Source organism: uncultured Aquimarina sp. (assembly GCF_947496855.1).
Taxonomy (GTDB): Bacteria; Bacteroidota; Bacteroidia; order Flavobacteriales; family Flavobacteriaceae; genus Aquimarina.
Map to the genome: position 1 here is coordinate 77,886 of NZ_CANMED010000002.1, position 19,463 is coordinate 97,348.

Genomic DNA, 19,463 nt, shown 5'->3' on the forward strand with positions numbered 1-19,463 from the left:
AATCACGAATTATGAAAAAATCACTCTTACTGGCAGTTATAATGTTTTTAGGAACTGTAACTAGCATGAATGCTCAGAAATTTGCAGGAATGCAGAAAAGCCCAACAGATATTTCTTATGCAAAAGCTGATAGGAATGCTAAACCTGATATCAAGGTAATTTATAGCAGACCACAGAAAAAAGGAAGAACTATGTTAGGTGATAAGGTTCCTTACGGGAAAGTTTGGAGAACAGGGGCTGATGAAGCTACTGAAATAAAACTTTTTAAGGACACGAAATTAGGCGATGGAGTAGTAAAAGCCGGAACTTATTCTTTGTTTACAATACCTGGAGAAAAAGAATGGACCATCATTTTAAACTCTGATCTGGACGTATGGGGCGCCTATACTTATGATGAAAGTAAAGATGTAGCCAGAATTAAAGTTCCAGTAGGAAAAGGTGACGAATTAGAAGCGTTTTCTATTGCTTTCAAAAAAGTAGATAAAGGATATCACATGGTACTAGGATGGGAAACGACTAGATTAGAAGTTCCTTTCTACAACTAAATCGATAACATACTAAACTAAAAGTAAAACGAGGTTAAAATCAATTAACCTCGTTTCTATTTTTTTAATTTACCTTTTGACTAAAAAGGTATAATTATTTCACTGAAATAATAACTATCTGTGAATAGCGTTACTAGACGCTCCTGGTAATTCTTTAAGAAAGTCCATGACAATCCTAAAAGTTAATCTGAATTTAGTGTAAAATAGCCCCATAATATTTCCAATTTAATTGTTTACAATATAACACCTAAAAGATTCAAAATCAACATTTTTAACAAAATACGTAAGTACTTTTAGACGTAGAGTAATGTTTGATCGATTAAAGACGTGAATTTCATTTATACTAGTAAAATCAATTCCTACATTTTCATCGTGTTTTCTAGCAAACGATATAAATTTATTTTTGACTAAACGACAACATTACTATTCTTTCCCTTTCTAAGTTAGTCACTTTAAATTAACATCTACCAATTTGATTACCTATGGATAGCATTACTACTAGCAGAAGGCAATTCCTTCAAAAAATTCATTAATGCTTTAGCATCTATTGTCATCATACCGTAAAATAATTTCATAATTGTTTGATTTTTAATTTGTTATGCAAATATAAATCGCTATTTGATATGATTAAAAAAAATTAACATATAGAAATTCAAATTTTAGACATAAAATCATCTATATCAGACATAAAGACATAATCAGATATCTTTATGTTAAATTATGAAGAATTATCCTACAGGCAAGAATACGAAACAAGGGGATTTATACCCCTGTTTTTTAAGCTATTAAGAGTCAACATTATTCCTAAAGAAAGATATTAGATTAAAACATACCATTTGTGAACGCCAAATACACGTCATAAACATTAGAAGATTTTGAATTTTGAGAATTTATCAATTATTCCTAAATAACAGAGTAATTAAAAAAATGTAGAATAGTAAAGTACATATAAAAAGGGATTATCTGAATGATAATCCCTTTTACAATTTTATGAAATACATAGAATTTGGGTTTTATGTATTATAAATAATTAATGTCTTATTACATGGCTTGAAGCAGAAGGCAATTCCTTAATAAAGCTTATAACAGACTTAAATTGCGAACTTAAAATAGTGTAAAAATTTCTCATAGTATCTTGTTTTAGATTATTTACATAAAATTAACAACTACTTTAATGATTATCAAATATATATGTTAAAAAATATTTATTTTTGACAAAAAAACGCGTAACATCGATTAAAAACTACTAACGAAAAAAGACCAATCAAATCTAGTAGTCTTATTCTTACTTTTAATAACATGGAACAAAGGAATATTCCCCTTATTTCTATGGCTAAACCGTAAATTACTGAAAATCAATTTTTTAATTGTCTTAAAAAACTAAAAAACCGTAATCAAAATATGTTAATTAAGGAATATTCAGGTACTTATGAGTCTGTAATGACACCTTCCATTTAGGATTTTCCATTACATAATTTACTATTAATGGAATTATCTTATCTCTAACACTCCATTCAGGTTGTAGATACAACACACAATTGTCAGAAACTTGTGCTGCTTGTTCTTCTGCAAAATCAAAATCACTTTTATTGTAGATAATGCACTTTAGCTCATGAGCTTCACTATATATTTCCTGTTTAGGAAGTTTTACTTTTTTTGGTGACAGACATATCCAATCCCAATGACCAGTTAGTGGATACGCGCCTGATGTTTCGATATGGGTTTTAGCACCTTTCTTTTTTAACCCTTTGGTTAGCTCTGTCATATCCCAAGTCAATGGTTCTCCGCCTGTAACAACCACTACATTACTATATTTTACTGCATTCTCCACAATAATATCCGTTGTAGTAGGTGGATGCAACTCTGCGTTCCAGCTCTCTTTTACATCACACCAATGACATCCAACATCACAGCCACCAATTCTTACAAAATAAGCAGCAGTACCTTTATGATACCCTTCTCCTTGTATGGTATAAAATTCTTCCATAAGCGGAAGCATCTTACCCTCATTCACCAATTTCTCTGTACTTTCTTGCATAAGGCTGCAAAGGTAGATAATAAATTACGAAAGATGAATGACGAATTACGAATCTTAAAATAAGATTACTTAGTCCTAAAATTTACATAGAATTTGATTTTAAATAAAATACAAAATCCAAATTGTATGTAAATTTTATTCAGACCTGACTGCTACACATTCTATTTCGATCTTTGCTCCTACTGCTAAACCTTTAGCCGCAAAGGTAGTTCTCGCCGGTTTTTGAGGAAAGTAGGTCTTATAAATCTCATTAAACGCAGCAAAATCTTTTATGTCCGCAAGTATAACTGTACACTTAACCACATTATTCATCTCCATATCATGCTGCTTTAGAACGGCTTTAATATTTTCAAGAGTTTGTTTTGTTTCCTCTGCGATACCTCCAACTACTAATTTACGTGTTGAATGATCCATTCCTATCTGACCAGAAAGAAAATATAAATCTCCCACTTGTACAGCATCAGAAAATGGAGCATTAACCTTCTTAGGTTCATGAGTATTATGAAAAATGATGGGAGTTTTAGAATCAGAACTATTATTACAGCTAAACAAAAAGGCAACAAAAATTATTAATAAATATATCTTTTTCATTATATAAGGAGGTTAATGATTTATAACACATAAAAATAAACTATAATTTTCCACAGCTCTACTTATTGATTTAAAAATTATAAATTTACCCAAAACAAAATCACATTCATTTCGATAGAATACGTAAGATTCCTATTTTTATCAAAATTTATATCAACTATGAGTAGTAATCAGGATTTTTTTGATCATATAAATAAAGGATATACTACCAAAGGTGATTTTATCGCCTTAGGTGCAGCAATGCATAATGGAGAGACCGTAACAAATGCTCACGTCAAGATTCCACTGAAAACATTAAATAGACATGGACTTATTGCGGGCGCTACTGGAACCGGTAAAACTAAAACATTACAAGTTCTTGCAGAGAATCTAAGTGAAAAAGGCATCCCCGTTCTTCTTATGGATATCAAAGGAGATCTTAGTGGAATAGCAGCCGCTAGTCCAGGTCATCCAAAAATTAATGACCGACATGAAAAAATAGGAATTCCATTCACAGCAAAAGATTTTCCCGTAGAAATTCTTTCATTATCAGAACAAGATGGAGTTCGACTTAGAGCAACTGTAAGTGAATTCGGCCCAGTTTTGTTTTCCAGAATACTAGATGTCACTGAAACACAAGCTGGTATTATTTCTATTATTTTTAAATATTGTGATGATAACAAATTACCATTATTAGATTTAAAAGATCTAAAAAAGGTACTTCAGTTCGCGACTCGTGAGGGGAAATCAGCATTAGAAAAAGATTATGGAAGAATTTCTACAGCATCTACAGGTTCTATACTTCGTAAAATAGTAGCGTTAGAACAACAAGGAGCAGATGCATTTTTTGGAGAACGATCTTTTGATGTACAAGACTTATGCAGAGTTGATGATGATGGTAGAGGCTTTATAAACATCTTAAGATTAACGGATATCCAAGATAGACCAAAACTATTTTCTACATTTATGCTTAGTCTTCTGGCGGAGGTATATAGTACGTTTCCGGAACAAGGAGATAGCGGAAGACCTGAATTGATAATTTTCCTGGATGAGGCACATTTGATATTTAAGCAAGCTTCTAATGCTCTTATGGATCAGATAGAAAGTATTGTAAAGTTAATACGATCTAAAGGGGTTGGTCTTTATTTTGTTACCCAGAATCCCACAGATGTGCCAGATGGTATTTTAGGTCAATTAGGACTAAAGGTACAGCATGCGCTAAGAGCTTTTACAGCAAAGGATCGTAAGGCTATTAAACTTACGGCAGAAAACTATCCAATTTCTGAATATTATGATACTAAAGAAATACTAACATCGTTAGGTATTGGAGAAGCTTTGGTATCGGCTCTTGATGAAAAAGGTCGTCCAACACCACTTGCAGCAACTATGCTAAGAGCACCAATGAGTAGGATGGATATCCTTTCGGAAACTGAATTAAAAAAATTATTAAAAAAATCTACACTTTCTAAGAAATATAATGAAGATATTGATAGAGAAAGTGCCTATGAAATTCTTAATAAAAAAATAGAAAAAGCTGAAGCTGAAGAAGCCAAAGCCGCTGCGAAAAAAGAACGAGAAAAACTAAATCGAAAATCATCAAATTCGCGTTCAGGAAGTAGAAGATCCAGTACTACCGAAAAAGCTGTCATCAAAGTATTGACAAGTGCTACCTTTATTAGAGGAGCTTTGGGAGTTCTAAATAAATTATTACGCTAAATACAACACAAATCTTTGTTTAACCTTAGGATAATTAACTTATTATGTCTAAAAAAATCAGTTGCCTTTTACTTATTTGTATAACGTTATTAAGTTGTAAGAATGACAAAAAGCAAGACCCTTTCGAAATTTCTTATAATCGAATAGGAAAATTAACCAATACAATAAAAATAAATCAATTAGATTCGATTTACGCAAGTGATTCTATTGTGAAAATGTCTAAAAACAGTCAATACTTAAGTGTTTCTAACACGATTGAAATTTATGAAAAAGGTGGAGTAAAACTATTAGCAATAGAACCCAGAGAAGAGAACAATCCAACATCTGTTATCGAAAGTGTTCAGATTATCGATCCGAGATATAAAACTGTATCAGGATTATCGGTGGATGGAGTTTTTAAAGATATTAAAGACAATTACAGTATTACCAAAATTAGTAATACACTGAGTGCTGCAGTCATCTTTGTTGATAGCATACAAGCATCCATAACCATTGACAAAAAAGAATTGCCGAGCGAACTTAAGTTTAATACTGATAAAAAAATTGATGCTTCCCAAATACCTGACTCTGCAACAATTAAGTATTTTATAATCAACTGGGATGCGAATTAAATTCTGACCATTAGTCCTATGAGTAAGAAATATCAAATTCAGAAATCACCATTTGTAGTGCCTACCACAGATGGAAAAATAATTGAAGAACATTTTGGAAAAGCAACTGACGGTAATTCTCAAGTTAGCATTGCTCATATGATCGTACCACCCGGCTGGAGCGAACCATTCCAAACACCTGAATTTGATGAATACACTTATGTAATTCGTGGAAAAAAACAGTTTATAATAGATGGTGAAAAGGTAGTTCTAGAATCTGGGCAATCGATTAAAATCGAAAAAAACACAAGAATTCAATATGCGAACCCTTTCGAATCATCATGCGAGTATATTGCGATTTGCCTTCCTGCATTTTCTATAGAGTCTGTACATAGAGAAGAATTATGAAGGAAAAGTTAAAAAAGTACATCCCGATTTTCATTGGAAAACAACTTTTACTTCTGTTTTTTTTTAATAAGAAAAAGGCGTTACAGAAAGCATATATTTTATTCTCCACACCACTAAAAGGAAAAATATTACCAGATCAGGAATACTTTCTGGAAGAAGCAGAAGATGAAGTTATTTCTGTAGATGGAAATTATCTACAAACCTATCGTTGGCCTAATATGGGAGAAACTATACTAATGGTACATGGATGGGATAGTAATAGTCATCGATGGAAAACACTTATAGAAAAACTACATCAACAAAACTATAACATCATAGCTTTTGATGCGCCTGCACACGGTAATTCTTCTGGTAAAACACTTAGCGTTCCTTTATATGCACAATGTCTCCAAAAAATAGTAGAGCTGTATCGACCTAATTACATTATTGGTCATTCTGTTGGCGGAATGACCACTATATTTCATCAATTTAAGTTTCCAAATCCAGAAATAGAAAAGTTAGTAGTACTAGCGCCTCCAACAGAATTGTCTGTTATAATGGAAGGCTATCAAAAAACATTAAAGCTTTCTGATAAATTCATGGAAGCATTAAGTCAGTATTTCAAAAATCAATTTGGCTTTCATTTTGAAGAATTTTCTATTGCAGCGTTTGCAAAAAGCATAAAGCATCCCGGATTACTGATACATGACAAATACGATGAAATAGCTCCATATTCTGGCGCAGAGAAGATCCACAAAAACTGGAGTAATGTGAAATTCATTACAACAGAAAATTTTGGGCACTCTTTATTCTTTGATGAAGTCGATGATATGATTATTGATTTTGTAAAGAAATAATCAACCTTGCTAAAATTACTATGGTATAAGAGTATAGAAACTTTTTGTCATTTTTATTTATTGTAGTAAGTATAATTTCTTAATATAAAATGATAAAACCTATTGTATAGTAACCCTACATACATCAGGCAACATATACATTATAAAACAAATCGTTAGTCACATAGATTTTTCGTCAATATTTTACCGTGTAGTTAAATCCAATTCCGACCGTATTTGATTTTGTCCATTCCCCTTGGCTTGTATATCTATACACCATAGTATTTCCCAATAGTCCAGCTGAAAAGAACAACTTCTCCTCAGGTTTTTGATTTTCCAATAATTCAATTGTAGAGTAGAAATCTTCTTCCACAACTATATTGTATTCTTTAAGGTCTAAGGTAAATTGTCCTTCTTTTACATTAACTGAGAATATTATATCCTCTTTGATTATTTTCTCGTAAGGTAAACCGTCTTTTAAACTATAGAAATTCAATCTAAATTTCACTTTTTCGCTCGTATTTGATACAACGTTAGTGTGAAATTTTTTAACATAGGTTGGGCTATCTTTAATTTTTATTTTTATTCCGACTTCGTTTCCAGCTACAGCGTTATTAAATGCCCCTCTCATCTTTTTAGATTTGGTCTTATTCCCAAGTATTTTTTTCTTCAGTTTTTTGTTTATAACCACAACTTCATTCAATTCCGTGACTTTAGGTAGAAGTCCAATAATTGAATTTGCTTTCAATATTGCTACAAATTCCTTTGCTATCATAGACTTTGATTGATAGCCGATAGATGATAATTTTATTGTGTCATTCATTAAGTCCAACGGTATTTCGAGTTCAAATTTACCTTCCTCGGTTGAGAGCGTTCCCTTATCCTTTTCCACAATTCCAATATTCACATAAGAAATTGGTTGCCCTGTTTCTGAGTCCTTCAAGATTCCCACTACCGAATTCTGCGCAAAAAGAGAAAGATTAATAAGGAGAAATAAAATACTGATTTTGATTTTTTTCATTTATTAATTTTCCTAAATGACTGGATTAATTTTGAAATATTTCAAGAGTATGATAATTTGTATTAATCCCAACTAATTTTTTTAAAGAATTGAATATATCGGTATTTTCAATTTACTTTTTTGATTTTTGCTCGTTCATCCAAATACCTGATTGTATTTTTGGCATTGCGCCTAACAAAAGTATAACGGATAGTAAACTCCTTTTACATTTTAAATTTTTCAGTTTTAGATTTATTCTACAACCTATTTATAGTTCTTCTTACAGAAAACGACATTTCACTCATTGATAGGTGTAGTTTACTCATTTATGGTTTTACAAAAACCATATACCTCATAGATTCGCTGAACTTCAAAAACATAAAAATCATGAAAAATAAAATCTACATTCTGTTACTATTGATATCTTCATCTATCAATGCCCAAATAAGAGGAAATGCAGCTACTATTTCCAAACGAAATACCATTACTACAGAAGAATTAGTAAATCCTTCTATTTACTTAGACGAAACGCAAAAGTTTGATCAAAAAAACTTAGTACCTAACCCAACAATAACAATTGATGTCCGAATATTAAACAATATCGTTGCTGATTCTTACACTGCGATTTTTAATATCACTCAAATCGGAAAAACATCTGAAGAAACAAACAATCTTATGGAAGATAGAGTGGATAAAATAAAGGGGGAACTAACAGCTAATGGTATTTTAGAAGAAAACATTACTATAGATTTGATATCATTCGTACCTACATATGAAACTGTGGTAGAAAAAAAGTTGTTCAGCACAAAATACAACGAAGTTCCTAAAGGTTTTGAATTACAACAAAATATTCATATTAAATTCAATAAGATAAATCAATTTCAAAAAATACTTTCTACCTGTGCAAAAAATGAGATATACAATCTTGTAAAAGTTGATTATTTTATAAATAACATAGAAACCGTATATAGTGGATTACGTTCAGAGATATTAAAAACCTTAAAAGAAAAACAACAATTTTACAAAGATGTAGGCTTTGACCTATCTCTATATCAACCTACTATTGCAGACACTAAGTATTGTCACTTTCCTAAAGAATTCTACGCAAGCTATCAAGCATTTCATAGTATTTCTTTTGAATCACTTAATCAAACACAAGGAGTTCAAAAAACAAAAAAACAAACCACTTATTATTATGATCCTATTTCCTATAAAAACTATGATATGGTTATAAATCCAGAAATATTAGAACCCGTTGTACAAATAGGTATGGACATAAAATTACAATATACACCAAAACCAAAGGAAGAAAAACCAATAGAAAAAGAAATTACAAAACCTAAATACTTTATAGTATCTCCAAACGGAAACATAGATATTAAAAAATTAGAATTGAACTAGAAAACACCGTAAAATAGTAACCATAAAAGAGGCCTTACAATGTGATCTTCAATTTTGAAACCATAAAATTTATAACCACCTTTGCATTGTGGAAAATTCTAATCTTACAAGACTTAATAAATTCCTTAGCGAAGTTGGATACTGCTCTCGAAGAGAAGCGGATAAATTGATAGACCAAGGTCGGGTAACTATTAACGGCGAAGTACCCGAAATGGGTACAAAAGTTGCTCCGGAAGATGAAGTTCGGGTTGATGGTGAAGTCATTAATAAGCCCAAAGAAAAACACGTATATCTCGCTTTTCATAAACCAATTGGGATCGTCTGTACCACCGCTCAAAACGAAAAGGATAATATTGTTGATTACATCAATTATCCGAAACGTATTTTCCCTATTGGTCGATTAGATAAACCCAGTGAAGGCCTGATTTTACTAACAAGTGATGGAGATATCGTAAATAAGATACTAAGAGCCAGAAATAATCACGAAAAGGAATATATTGTTACTGTAAACAAATTAATCAGTCCTCAATTTATTAAAAGAATGGGAAATGGTATTCCCATTTTAGATACGGTAACTCGTAAATGTGAAGTTGAACAGATCAATAAATATGATTTTAGAATCATACTTACTCAAGGCTTAAATAGACAGATTCGAAGAATGTGTGAGTATCTAGGATATGAAGTAATACGACTGAAAAGAATTCGTATTATGAATATCAGTTTAGATACTCCGATGGGTGATTGGCGATACTTAACTGAAAAAGAATTACAGCTTATCAATGCTGATGTTGGAGATTCTAGCAAAACTGAAGAAGCTTCACAAATTGAAGAAAAACAGAAAAAAACGAAACAAGCTCCGAAACGTTTTAATACAAAAAGCAACATTAAACGAAATCCTTCTTCTAGAAATACTACAGGATCACAAAAGAGAAAACGAAGTGATAGAAACCGCTAAATAATAACACATGGAAAAACTCTCTCCTTTTCACCTAGCGATCCCCGTCGACAATTTAGATCTTGCCAGAGATTTTTATAATAATATACTAGAACTAAATGAAGGTCGAAGTAGTGATCACTGGGTAGACTTTAACTTTTTTGGTCATCAACTAGTAATACATTACAAGCAAAAATTAGATGCAGATACTAAACATCATAATAGTGTTGATGGAAAAGAAGTACCTGTGCCCCATTTCGGTATCATTTTAGAATGGGAAATATGGCAAAATTTTGCTAATATGCTTTCGGAAAAAAATGTGAAATTCGTAATTGAGCCCTATATAAGATTTAAAGGAGAAATTGGAGAACAAGCAACTATGTTTTTTTATGATCCTTGTGGAAATGCGCTCGAATTTAAATCGTTTAAAGATTCATCTCAGATTTTTTTGAAATAGTATTATGATAAATTCAGAATACGACACCTTAATTTTAATAAACAATAGTTAAAAACATACTTTTTTTCATTTAAAAGAGTAAAATGTTAAAGGTTTACTACAAATTCTTATTATATTCTGCCCCAATTAGAATACAACAAAAATAAAATGGATTTTATACAGCCCCTAAAGTATGGTGTACCTCTGTTTCTGATACTTATTGTAGTAGAATTAGCTTACAGTAAAAACCACCACGAGCATAAAAATTTATATAATTGGAAAGATTTATCCGCAAGTTTCACGATGGGTCTTGGGTCAGCATTTTTAGGCCCTTTACTTAAAACTGTTTTTTCGGTAGTTCTATTCACGTTTATGTATAACCTTTTTAATCCAGAAATTGATGGTGTTCGCACTAATATTATGGGTTGGAAGTCTTTTGGCTATGCTTGGTATGTTTGGTTATTATGTCAATTAGCAGATGATTTTACATATTATTGGTTTCATAGACAAAATCACATGGTAAGAGCGCTCTGGGCTGCTCATATTGTGCATCATTCATCCGACAACTTTAATCTTGGAACAGCTGTCCGTAATGGTTGGTTCACTCTTTTATACAAACCTTTATTTTATATGTGGATGCCCATCATAGGGTTTCCTCCAGAAATGGTTATTGTTTGTCTTGGTATAGAAGCATTATGGCAGTTTCAATTACATTCTGTATTTATTCCTAAAATGGGATTTATAGAAAAGATTTTCAACACACATACAATGCATCAGGTACACCATGCCAAGAATGTAGAATATATGGATAAAAATCACGGAGGATTTCTAAATATTTTTGATAAGATATTCGGAACTTGGAAAGAACTAGACGACGATATTGAAGTACAATATGGAGTGACACACGCTCCAAAATCTTATAACCCATGGGTCATTCTTACACATGAGTATAAAGATATTTGGAGTGATACCAAAAAATCTAAAAACTGGTATCATAAGTTTATGTATATTTTTGGCCCTCCGGGATGGAGTCATGACGGTAGCACACTCACTGTAAAACAAATGCAGAAAGAACTCGAATTGGAGAAACGTATGAGCGTGGAATCGTAATTCATTTCTATAGCAACTCTATATTCTGGTTATGAATTATCAAGAAATCATTAATACTCAAAATGCTTTTTATAACACAAACGCTACTAAAGACATACCGTTTAGAGTTAAAGAATTAAAGCGTTTAAAAAGTATTTTACAGAAAAACGAGGGACTACTATATCAGGCTATTTATCGTGATTTTAAAAAATCGAAATACGAAACCTACACTACAGAATTAGCTATCATTTATCATGAGATTGATCTTGCATTGGTAAATATCAAGAAATGGTCTAAGAAGAAAAGCGTTTCTACTGGATTAGCCAACCTTCCAGCAAGAAGTTATATTATGCCAGAACCCTTTGGGACTGTTTTAGTAATGGGCGCTTGGAATTATCCTTATCAACTATCAATAGTTCCAGCGATAGCTGCAATAGCTGCGGGTTGTACAGTTATTCTTAAACCTAGTGAGATCCCATCAAATTCTTCTTCTGTAATGGCTAAGATTATAAGTGAAAATTTTGACCCTAAGTTTTTTAAAGTAATTGAAGGAGGTGTAAAAGAGACTACAGAATTATTAAAGGTCAAATTTGATAAAATATTCTTTACCGGAAGTATTCAAGTAGGTAAAATCATCTATCAGGCCGCTGCCAAACATCTTACTCCAGTTACGTTGGAATTAGGTGGTAAAAGTCCTGCTATCGTTACTAAAGATGTTAATATTGATATGACTGCCAAACGTTTAGTTTGGGCTAAATTTTTAAACACTGGTCAGACCTGCATTGCTCCAGACTATATCATGGTCGAGTCTTCGGTACAAGATGAACTGTTACTAGCTATTAAAAAACACATAGAAAGTGCTGATTATAAAATAGAGAATCAAAATTATACTCAAATTGTAAATCAAAAAAACTTTGAACGCTTGCAAAATTTTATTGAAAAAGATAAAATATACTATGGAGGCCACTGCGATGCTGATAATAGAATCATATCCCCTACAGTTATGAGTGGAGTTACATTCTCGGACAAAGTAATGCAAGAAGAAATTTTTGGCCCTATTCTCCCTGTTTTATCCTTTGACAACATAGATAAAGCCATTGCCGATATTAAAACATTATCAAAACCTTTATCCTGTTATATTTTCACTAAAAACAAAGTAGTAAAAAACAAAATCTTAAATGAAATATCATTTGGTGGTGGAGCAGTAAACGATGCCGTTATGCATTTTATGGAACAAAACCTCCCATTTGGAGGTGTTGGAGATAGCGGTATGGGTAATTACCATGGTAAAGCAGGATTCGAAACATTCTCTCACTACAAAAGTATTTTGCAAAAATCCTTTTTAATAGAATTAAATCTTAAATACTCGCCTTATACAAGTTCTAAGTTAAAATGGTTGAAGAGGCTTATTGGGTAATACTATTTTAAAAGCTAAAATCAACTGATAAAATAAAATAGCGAGGAATCAAGTTACTTTGATAGACTGTAGTTGAAAAATCAGAATTCTCTATTTGTTCAAAAACTCTGTTATCCAATAAATTCTTACCAATAAAACGACCAGATATCCATTTAATATTTTTTGGCTTATATTTTAGACTAAAATCCAAAAAAGAAAAATCTTGATTTCTCCTTATATTAGGTTTAAAATAATCATAGGTAAAGGTAAATAACCAACCTTTGGCCGGTCTTATTATGGTTTTAAAAGAATTTTTAATCGAATTATTACTATTAGATGACTGATCCATTATAGAAAATTCGGTAGATGTATATGTGAAAAAATTCTGGAAATTAATTGGTATTCTAAAAGCCGTCTTAGCAAATATTTTCCCGGTGTAATTAGTAAACTCACCATCTCTTAATTCTGATTGATTTACTAAATTCTTAAATTCAGAAATCGCATAGGATGAAGATAATTTAAATGTTGTTTGCATAAATCTAAGGTATCTTTCTATGGATCCATTTATAAACCAGCTATCTAAATTTATCGGAGATTGAAAAAAAGTAATACTTGTATAATTAGGGTTAATCTCTAGATTAGATAAATATGAATTCTCATTTCTTGAATACCCTACAATTGCTGTCGCTTCTATATTATTAAATAAATCATTTAACCTATATGCTAGATTATAACTTTGATTTTTTTGAAGTTCTAATGACAAACTATTATTTTGAATCGTCCTATTATTGGTTAACACTCCATTAGAAAACAAATAATTTTCTTCTGGTGTTATTTGTTCATAGTTTCCGGAAAAATTTAATTTAGAGACTTTATTGATAGTATACAGCACTTTTAAGGAAGGTTCTAAGATAAAAGATTGATTTCTCTTATTTAATTGCTCAGAAATAACATTATCAATTTTTTGATCTATATATCTAAAAAACACAGAAGGTTCAATTTTCCAAATATTATTTTCGTAAGCTCCTGATACTAAAGAAAAATAATTAGTTTTGTGATATTCGAAATTGTTTTCAAAATTTTCAACTATTACATTATTCTCTTTTAAAAATGATTGATATGGGTTTTCATTGTGATCTACCCCTATGGTCCACGCGTACTTTAGTGCTCTTTTTCTTCCTAACAAAACCATGCGATTCTGAAATGTTTCTTTTCTATATTCACTAAATTGATTGTATTGATTAGTTATATTTTGGTCAGAAAAAAAATTACCAACTGTATTAAAGTTTTGCGGTGTATTATTTCTAGAATACATAGAAACATATTGCAAGGCATTTGTTTTATTAAGCTTATAAGTAAATCGTAAATTACTTTGTAATAAAAAATCCTCAGATATCAGTCCAGTAGCCGCTGGATTGGCTTGATTTCGTATAAAATTATTTTGGGTACGTCGATCGCTTTTACTTATTGAAGTCTTTAATTCCAATAATGATTTTCTTGTAGTATTCATTACAAATTCCAAATCTAACCCTTTTGCTTCTGGCTTTTGAGTAATTTGATTTACATCTGTATAATTAAACGTATCTTCTGACGTGAAAAAAGTATTCTGAAATTGCTCTTCTTTAAAAACCTCATCTTTTAGATAGTTTACATTCGCTTTTATCCGTGCCTTTTTAGAAAACTTATATAAAACGTTGTAACTTCCTTGATAAGCTTCGTCAATTTTAGATCGTTTAATTCCTAAAATATTTTGAATAGGGCTCTCATTGATAACCTTTTTACTAAAAACATCACTTTGATCATCTTCATTGACACTAAAAACAGCGTCTGATACATCATCAAACAAAGTGTAATTTCCTGTATTACTAAAAGAGAACACTCCAAAAGATTTAAGTTTAGCTGACACTCCTATCAAGGTCGTTGTTATATCTGCATAGGATTTATCGCCATATCCATAACCAACATCTGAAGTTCCTGAATAATCTGTTTTATTTTTCTTAAGCTTTAAATTTAGTGCTACTGCATTAGAATTCTCAATCTCTTTAAGTAAAGGATTTTTAGAATAATTCTCTATGGCTTCAATTTGGTCTACCATATCTATAGAAATATTCTTAGTACCAATCCTATATTTATTTCCAAACAAATCGTCTCCATCCAGATTTACAGCAGATACTTCTTTTCCTTTGTAGCTGATTTTACCATTAGGAGCTACTTCTACACCTGGTAATTTATTAAGAACATCTTCTACTTTACGTTCCGTACCATCTTTATACTTCTCTACATTAAAAACAACAGTATCTTTTTTAACATTAAATTTCTTACGATCCGAAATAATAACTTCTTCTAACTGCGTTGTTTTTGGGTATAAAATAAAATTAAACGTATATGTCTTGTTTATAGCTGGATCAACAATACTGTCCACAACCTTTTCATAATTAAGCGCGTTGATCTCCAGGTACACTACTGAATTATACTTTTTTTTAAAAGTATAATTCAGTACTCCACTTACATTAGTTAAAAAGAACTCAGATATTTCCGAAGTTTTTTTATCCGTTTTTATAAGAATACTGGCATTGGAAACTATATCCCCAGAATATTCTTTTATATTACCTTTTATTTTCTGGGCATGTAATCCGTAAGAAATAAGTACGAAGAAAATTAATATTTTATTCAATTTCACAAACCTATTATTAGGTAACAATTTTATTAATAAAGACTAATTTTCTCTAATTCTTCTATTGTACCTTCAGGAATATCGATAAGCATTCTGGTAAAAAAATATTCGCCATTTTCCAAATCAATATTAACAGTTCCGCCGCTAGCAGCCATAATTTCTGCGATTTTTTGTGATTTTTTTATTTTTGATTCTACTACACATTTATTCATGAATTTTTGATATTCTTCATAATTCATTACATTATTTTCTTTAAAAAACCCTTTAGCTGTTTTAAATAGTGTGTCAGTACTCAAGTGTTCTATCTTCAATAATTTAACAGTACAATATCCTTTACTTTCTTTTGCTTCAACTACCAATCCTGGTAAACCATCCAACTTTAATGGTCCATAAATGACTGGAATATCTAATGTAAACCAAACAGTATAATTTCTACCATTTACCTCAACCAAAGCTTCTTGGCAATTATATTGATTGATTCTTTTTGAAGCGCCAGTCAATTTCCAATCAAGGGTATCCTTGTTTAATTTATACGCTGTTCCTTTTCGTGATTCTGGATATGGTATCCTTATATAAGAATACTCGTGATTAGTGTATAAAAAAGTAGCTAATTCATCATTCACAACACTATGTGAAGGATCTCCATTTTCCAAATAAACAAACCCTGACTCTCTATCATCCAGAATTTTGAAAACACTCTCATTTTCATTTATTATCAACCTACTTTCTAATGAAACATTATCTTTATCTATAAACTCATAAGTAACCATATAATTTTGTTGAGCTACCATCTCTTTACAAAAAAACATACTTAAAATAACCAATTGTACTACTATATATTTAACTTTCATTTTATATTATCTATAATGATTCTAATATTTAATTCAAAAAATTCATCTAAAACATTAAAAAGGAATTAAAAATAGATGTGGATTAAATAACCCACATCTATATAGCTTAAGAATTAACGTTTAAAAGCTTCATAAACTGCCCTAGCGTTTCCACAGTTATTACCTGAATCACACATTGTAACAGTTCGATATGTGCAACAACGACTTTCATCAATATCATTTTCTGCTGCATCAGATTTAACTGTTGTAAAACTCATCATTGTTCCAGCTACAAATAGCCCTAAAAATACTTTTTTCATGTTTAAAAAGTTTAAAAATTAATAAAATGATTTAAAATTATCCAATGGGATAACATATATACGTGTCTTAACATTTAAATATGTTACCTCTAAAAATCAAATAATTTTAAAATGAGTATAAAAAATATCATTTGGAGGCGGCGCAGTAAACGATGCGGTTATGCACTTTATGGAACAAAACCTCCCATTTGGAGGTGTTGGAGATAGCGGTATGGGTAATTACCATGGTAAAGCAGGATTCGAAACATTCTCCCATTATAAAAGTATTTTGCAAAAATCCTTTTTAATAGAATTAAATCTTAAATACTCGCCTTATACAAGTTCTAAGTTAAAATGGTTGAAGAGGCTTATTGGGTAATACTTTTAGTATTGATCTTATAAATATCTAAGCGGTTTATAATTTCTTGCGCTACCTCATCAGTATCCCAAATACTCTCAATATTTTCTAACTGCATAACCTCATCCATAACCTTGGCCTGTTGCTCACCAATATCCAGTGCCTCAGCATAAGGTCTATTAGTAAATGTTACTCTAGTATAAAGTGGAATCCATTTATCAGGGTGTTTTTCAGAAAATCGCTTTTCTATTTTCTTTCTTAGAATAAACTCAGAATTAGCAGTTTTACTGCTCATTTCCATAAAGTTACGATAAGAAAGTTCGGCAATAGCATCAGCATTTGGTTTTCTCGCTTCTTGATATTTTTCAAAAACTTCTTGCCAACTACCACCCTTATATGCTTCTATAATATCGTCTAGAACAGAAATATCCTCAAAACCAGCATTGATCCCTTGTCCATAAAATGGAACAATCGCGTGAGCAGAATCTCCAACCAAAGCTACTTTATCCCAATACGTCCAAGGATAACATTTCATGGTAACCAAAGCACTAGTAGGATTATTTTTAAAATCTTTAAGCAAAGTAGGCATGAAGTCTATGGTATCAGGAAAATAGCGCTTCCAGAATTCTATTATTTCGGCATCATTGGTTAAAAGCTCAAAAGAATTTTCGCCTTTATGAGGCATAAATAAGGTACACGTAAAACTACCATCTAAGTTTGGTAATGCAATTAACATAAACTTCCCTCTTGGCCATATATGCAATGAGTTTTTATCTAATTTATGTGTTCCATCAGCATTAGCAGGGATACCAAGTTCTTTATACCCTGCATCCAGAAAATCTTGAGAATAATCAAATCCACTTCTTCTCTGCATTTTATGCCTCACTCTTGAGAATGCACCATCACAACCAAAAATCATATCATATTGATACTCTTTCCATTCGCCTTTTTCCGTTTCTCCTGTGTATATTTTAGCTTCGGGTAAGCTTACATCCCATACTTTTTCATTAAATCTGAATATAACACCTGATTCCTCCGCTAGTGTAATCATTTTACGGTTTAATACTCCTCTCGAAATAGAATAGATAGCCTCTCCTTCTTTACCATAATACTGATGATATTCAGATTGACCATTAACGTGCATGGTTCTTTTATCCATTGGAATCGCAAGTTTTCTGATTTCTTGTCCTATACCAACTCTATCTAATGCTTTCCAACCTCGAACAGACATGGCAAGATTAATAGAACGACCGCTAAATTGGATTTGTCTAATATCTGGCCTTCTATCAAACACTGTGACTTGGTGGTTACGTTTTCTTAGATAAATTGCTAATAGTGAACCAGCTAAACCACTTCCTACTATAGCTATGTTTTTTGTTTGCATACTTTCTTAATGATTCCAGTTTGTCAAAGTATGAAAAGGAACTAAATCATAAGATCCGAGTCTTAATGTCCTTGACAAACTAGCTCCCTATAATCTAGAGCTTATGCAAACATTAAAACCTTCAACAAATGTAAAAAAATTATCAAAGAATTGTTACTTAAATACTTTAATCGCGAACAGTAATGGAAATAATTTATCAGAACTCTCAAACATTCCACTTTTATTCGCTTTCAAATTAGGAAAAATATTATAAGGAGATTCGTCATATTCTCTAAGATATTCAATGGTTAACCCTGCCTCGGACAATGCTGAAATAACTTCTCCCAAACCATGATTCCAACCATATTCTTTACTGATCATCTTAGAACTCGTATCGGCATATGTACCTTCATACTCCTCATAAATAGTTTCTTTCTGGTGATACCCGTATTTAATCATAGGTATTTCTTCAAGGTAGTCAAACATCCATACAATGGGATGGAACTCCACCATATAAAAAGAACCTCCCGTTTTCAATCTCTCGGCAATCATTCTACCCCAAGGTTTTAAATCTGGTAACCATCCAATAACACCATAACTTGTAAATACGATATCAAACTGATCTTTTACATGATGAGAAGTATCCAAAACATTACAACAGACAAAATCAGCATCTAGCTGTAATTCTGTAGTTAATTGTTTTGCCAATTCGACACCTTTTTCGGAAAGATCTACACCGGTGCATTTTGCTCCCATCCTACTCCAACTTAATGTATCTTGACCAAAATGACATTGTAAATGTAATAATGATTTCCCGGAAACATCTCCTAATGCTTCTAATTCAAATTTCTTTAATGAAGTCTCACCTTTTTTAAATAATTCTAAATCATAAAAATCGCTAGATGCATGAATTGCTACTTTCTCATTCCAGGTTGCCGCGTTGGTTTTAAAATGCTTTTGAAATTCCTTAGACATCACTCTCTTATTTAAAGGTTTCTAAA

The 19,463-nt window shown here is 31.4% G+C and carries 19 protein-coding genes; 11 read left to right on the plus strand and 8 right to left on the minus strand.

Going from position 1 to position 19,463, the window contains the following annotated elements:
* The first annotated feature begins 11 nt into the window (after positions 1–11).
* Positions 12–545 (plus strand): DUF2911 domain-containing protein, encoded by a 534-nt coding sequence (locus Q0921_RS06320; protein ID WP_299255016.1) that lies wholly within the window; start codon positions 12–14, stop codon positions 543–545.
* Positions 546–1,953: 1,408 nt separating this feature from the next.
* Here Q0921_RS06320 and Q0921_RS06325 read toward each other — a convergent pair.
* Together Q0921_RS06325 and Q0921_RS06330 are read right to left on the minus strand one after the other, a co-directional pair.
* Positions 1,954–2,583 (minus strand): 7-carboxy-7-deazaguanine synthase QueE, encoded by a 630-nt coding sequence (locus Q0921_RS06325; RefSeq protein WP_299255019.1) that lies wholly within the window; start codon positions 2,581–2,583, stop codon positions 1,954–1,956.
* Positions 2,584–2,718: 135 nt separating this feature from the next.
* Positions 2,719–3,174, minus strand: a complete 456-nt coding sequence (locus Q0921_RS06330; RefSeq protein WP_299255022.1) for a RidA family protein — start codon at positions 3,172–3,174, stop codon at positions 2,719–2,721.
* A 159-nt stretch (positions 3,175–3,333) separates the two neighbouring features.
* Between Q0921_RS06330 and Q0921_RS06335 the strand changes: the two genes are divergently transcribed.
* Genes Q0921_RS06335 through Q0921_RS06350 form a run of 4 tightly spaced genes read left to right on the plus strand, consistent with a single transcriptional unit; the run spans position 3,334 to position 6,703 of the window.
* Positions 3,334–4,869 carry a helicase HerA-like domain-containing protein gene (locus Q0921_RS06335; protein WP_299255025.1) on the plus strand — a complete coding sequence of 512 codons (1,536 nt, stop codon included), beginning with the start codon at positions 3,334–3,336 and terminating at the stop codon, positions 4,867–4,869.
* A gap of 44 nt (positions 4,870–4,913) precedes the next feature.
* Positions 4,914–5,480, plus strand: a complete 567-nt coding sequence (locus Q0921_RS06340; protein ID WP_299255028.1) for a hypothetical protein — start codon at positions 4,914–4,916, stop codon at positions 5,478–5,480.
* 18 nt (positions 5,481–5,498) lie between these two features.
* Positions 5,499–5,867 carry a cupin domain-containing protein gene (locus Q0921_RS06345; protein WP_299255030.1) on the plus strand — a complete coding sequence of 123 codons (369 nt, stop codon included), beginning with the start codon at positions 5,499–5,501 and terminating at the stop codon, positions 5,865–5,867.
* Positions 5,864–6,703 (plus strand): alpha/beta hydrolase, encoded by an 840-nt coding sequence (locus tag Q0921_RS06350; protein ID WP_299255033.1) that lies wholly within the window; start codon positions 5,864–5,866, stop codon positions 6,701–6,703. Before Q0921_RS06345 ends, Q0921_RS06350 begins: the two co-directional genes overlap by 4 nt.
* A 175-nt stretch (positions 6,704–6,878) precedes the next feature.
* Here the strand turns inward: Q0921_RS06350 and Q0921_RS06355 are convergent, their stop codons facing one another.
* Positions 6,879–7,703, minus strand: coding sequence for a carboxypeptidase-like regulatory domain-containing protein (locus Q0921_RS06355; RefSeq protein WP_299255036.1), 825 nt, complete (start codon positions 7,701–7,703; stop codon positions 6,879–6,881).
* A gap of 366 nt (positions 7,704–8,069) precedes the next feature.
* On the opposite strand from Q0921_RS06355, the gene Q0921_RS06360 reads away from it, so the two are divergent.
* The 5 genes from Q0921_RS06360 to Q0921_RS06380 all read left to right on the plus strand — a co-directional run bounded on the left by Q0921_RS06360 (position 8,070) and on the right by Q0921_RS06380 (position 12,959).
* Positions 8,070–9,083 carry an SIMPL domain-containing protein gene (locus Q0921_RS06360; protein ID WP_299255039.1) on the plus strand — a complete coding sequence of 338 codons (1,014 nt, stop codon included), beginning with the start codon at positions 8,070–8,072 and terminating at the stop codon, positions 9,081–9,083.
* Positions 9,084–9,171: 88 nt separating this feature from the next.
* Positions 9,172–10,038 carry a 23S rRNA pseudouridine(2604) synthase RluF gene (rluF, locus tag Q0921_RS06365; protein WP_299255042.1) on the plus strand — a complete coding sequence of 289 codons (867 nt, stop codon included), beginning with the start codon at positions 9,172–9,174 and terminating at the stop codon, positions 10,036–10,038.
* A gap of 10 nt (positions 10,039–10,048) precedes the next feature.
* Positions 10,049–10,474 carry a VOC family protein gene (locus tag Q0921_RS06370; RefSeq protein WP_299255045.1) on the plus strand — a complete coding sequence of 142 codons (426 nt, stop codon included), beginning with the start codon at positions 10,049–10,051 and terminating at the stop codon, positions 10,472–10,474.
* A 147-nt stretch (positions 10,475–10,621) separates the two neighbouring features.
* Positions 10,622–11,563, plus strand: coding sequence for a sterol desaturase family protein (locus Q0921_RS06375; RefSeq protein ID WP_299255048.1), 942 nt, complete (start codon positions 10,622–10,624; stop codon positions 11,561–11,563).
* 31 nt (positions 11,564–11,594) lie between these two features.
* Entirely contained in the window at positions 11,595–12,959 is a 1,365-nt protein-coding gene (locus Q0921_RS06380) for an aldehyde dehydrogenase family protein (protein ID WP_299255051.1), read from the plus strand.
* A gap of 7 nt (positions 12,960–12,966) precedes the next feature.
* Here Q0921_RS06380 and Q0921_RS06385 read toward each other — a convergent pair whose 3' ends face one another.
* The 3 genes from Q0921_RS06385 to Q0921_RS06395 all read right to left on the minus strand — a co-directional run bounded on the left by Q0921_RS06385 (position 12,967) and on the right by Q0921_RS06395 (position 16,762).
* On the minus strand, positions 12,967–15,618 hold the full coding sequence (locus tag Q0921_RS06385; protein WP_299255054.1) for a hypothetical protein: 2,652 nt from the start codon (positions 15,616–15,618) through the stop codon (positions 12,967–12,969).
* 26 nt (positions 15,619–15,644) lie between these two features.
* The gene (locus Q0921_RS06390; RefSeq protein WP_299255057.1) at positions 15,645–16,463 is read right to left on the minus strand and encodes a GLPGLI family protein; all 819 of its coding nucleotides are present in this window, start codon (positions 16,461–16,463) and stop codon (positions 15,645–15,647) included.
* Between the two features lie 113 nt (positions 16,464–16,576).
* A complete protein-coding gene (locus tag Q0921_RS06395; protein WP_299255060.1) occupies positions 16,577–16,762 on the minus strand; it encodes a hypothetical protein in 186 nt (61 codons plus the stop codon).
* 124 nt (positions 16,763–16,886) lie between these two features.
* On the opposite strand from Q0921_RS06395, the gene Q0921_RS06400 reads away from it, so the two are divergent.
* On the plus strand, positions 16,887–17,120 hold the full coding sequence (locus Q0921_RS06400) for a hypothetical protein (RefSeq protein ID WP_299256117.1): 234 nt from the start codon (positions 16,887–16,889) through the stop codon (positions 17,118–17,120).
* Here Q0921_RS06400 and Q0921_RS06405 read toward each other — a convergent pair.
* Positions 17,110–18,483: an NAD(P)/FAD-dependent oxidoreductase gene (locus Q0921_RS06405; protein ID WP_299255063.1), complete on the minus strand. Its 1,374-nt coding sequence runs from the start codon at positions 18,481–18,483 to the stop codon at positions 17,110–17,112. The genes Q0921_RS06400 and Q0921_RS06405 overlap by 11 nt on opposite strands.
* Positions 18,484–18,636: 153 nt before the next feature.
* Positions 18,637–19,437, minus strand: coding sequence for a bifunctional 2-polyprenyl-6-hydroxyphenol methylase/3-demethylubiquinol 3-O-methyltransferase UbiG (locus tag Q0921_RS06410; protein ID WP_299255066.1), 801 nt, complete (start codon positions 19,435–19,437; stop codon positions 18,637–18,639).
* Between the last annotated feature and the right edge of the window lie 26 nt (positions 19,438–19,463).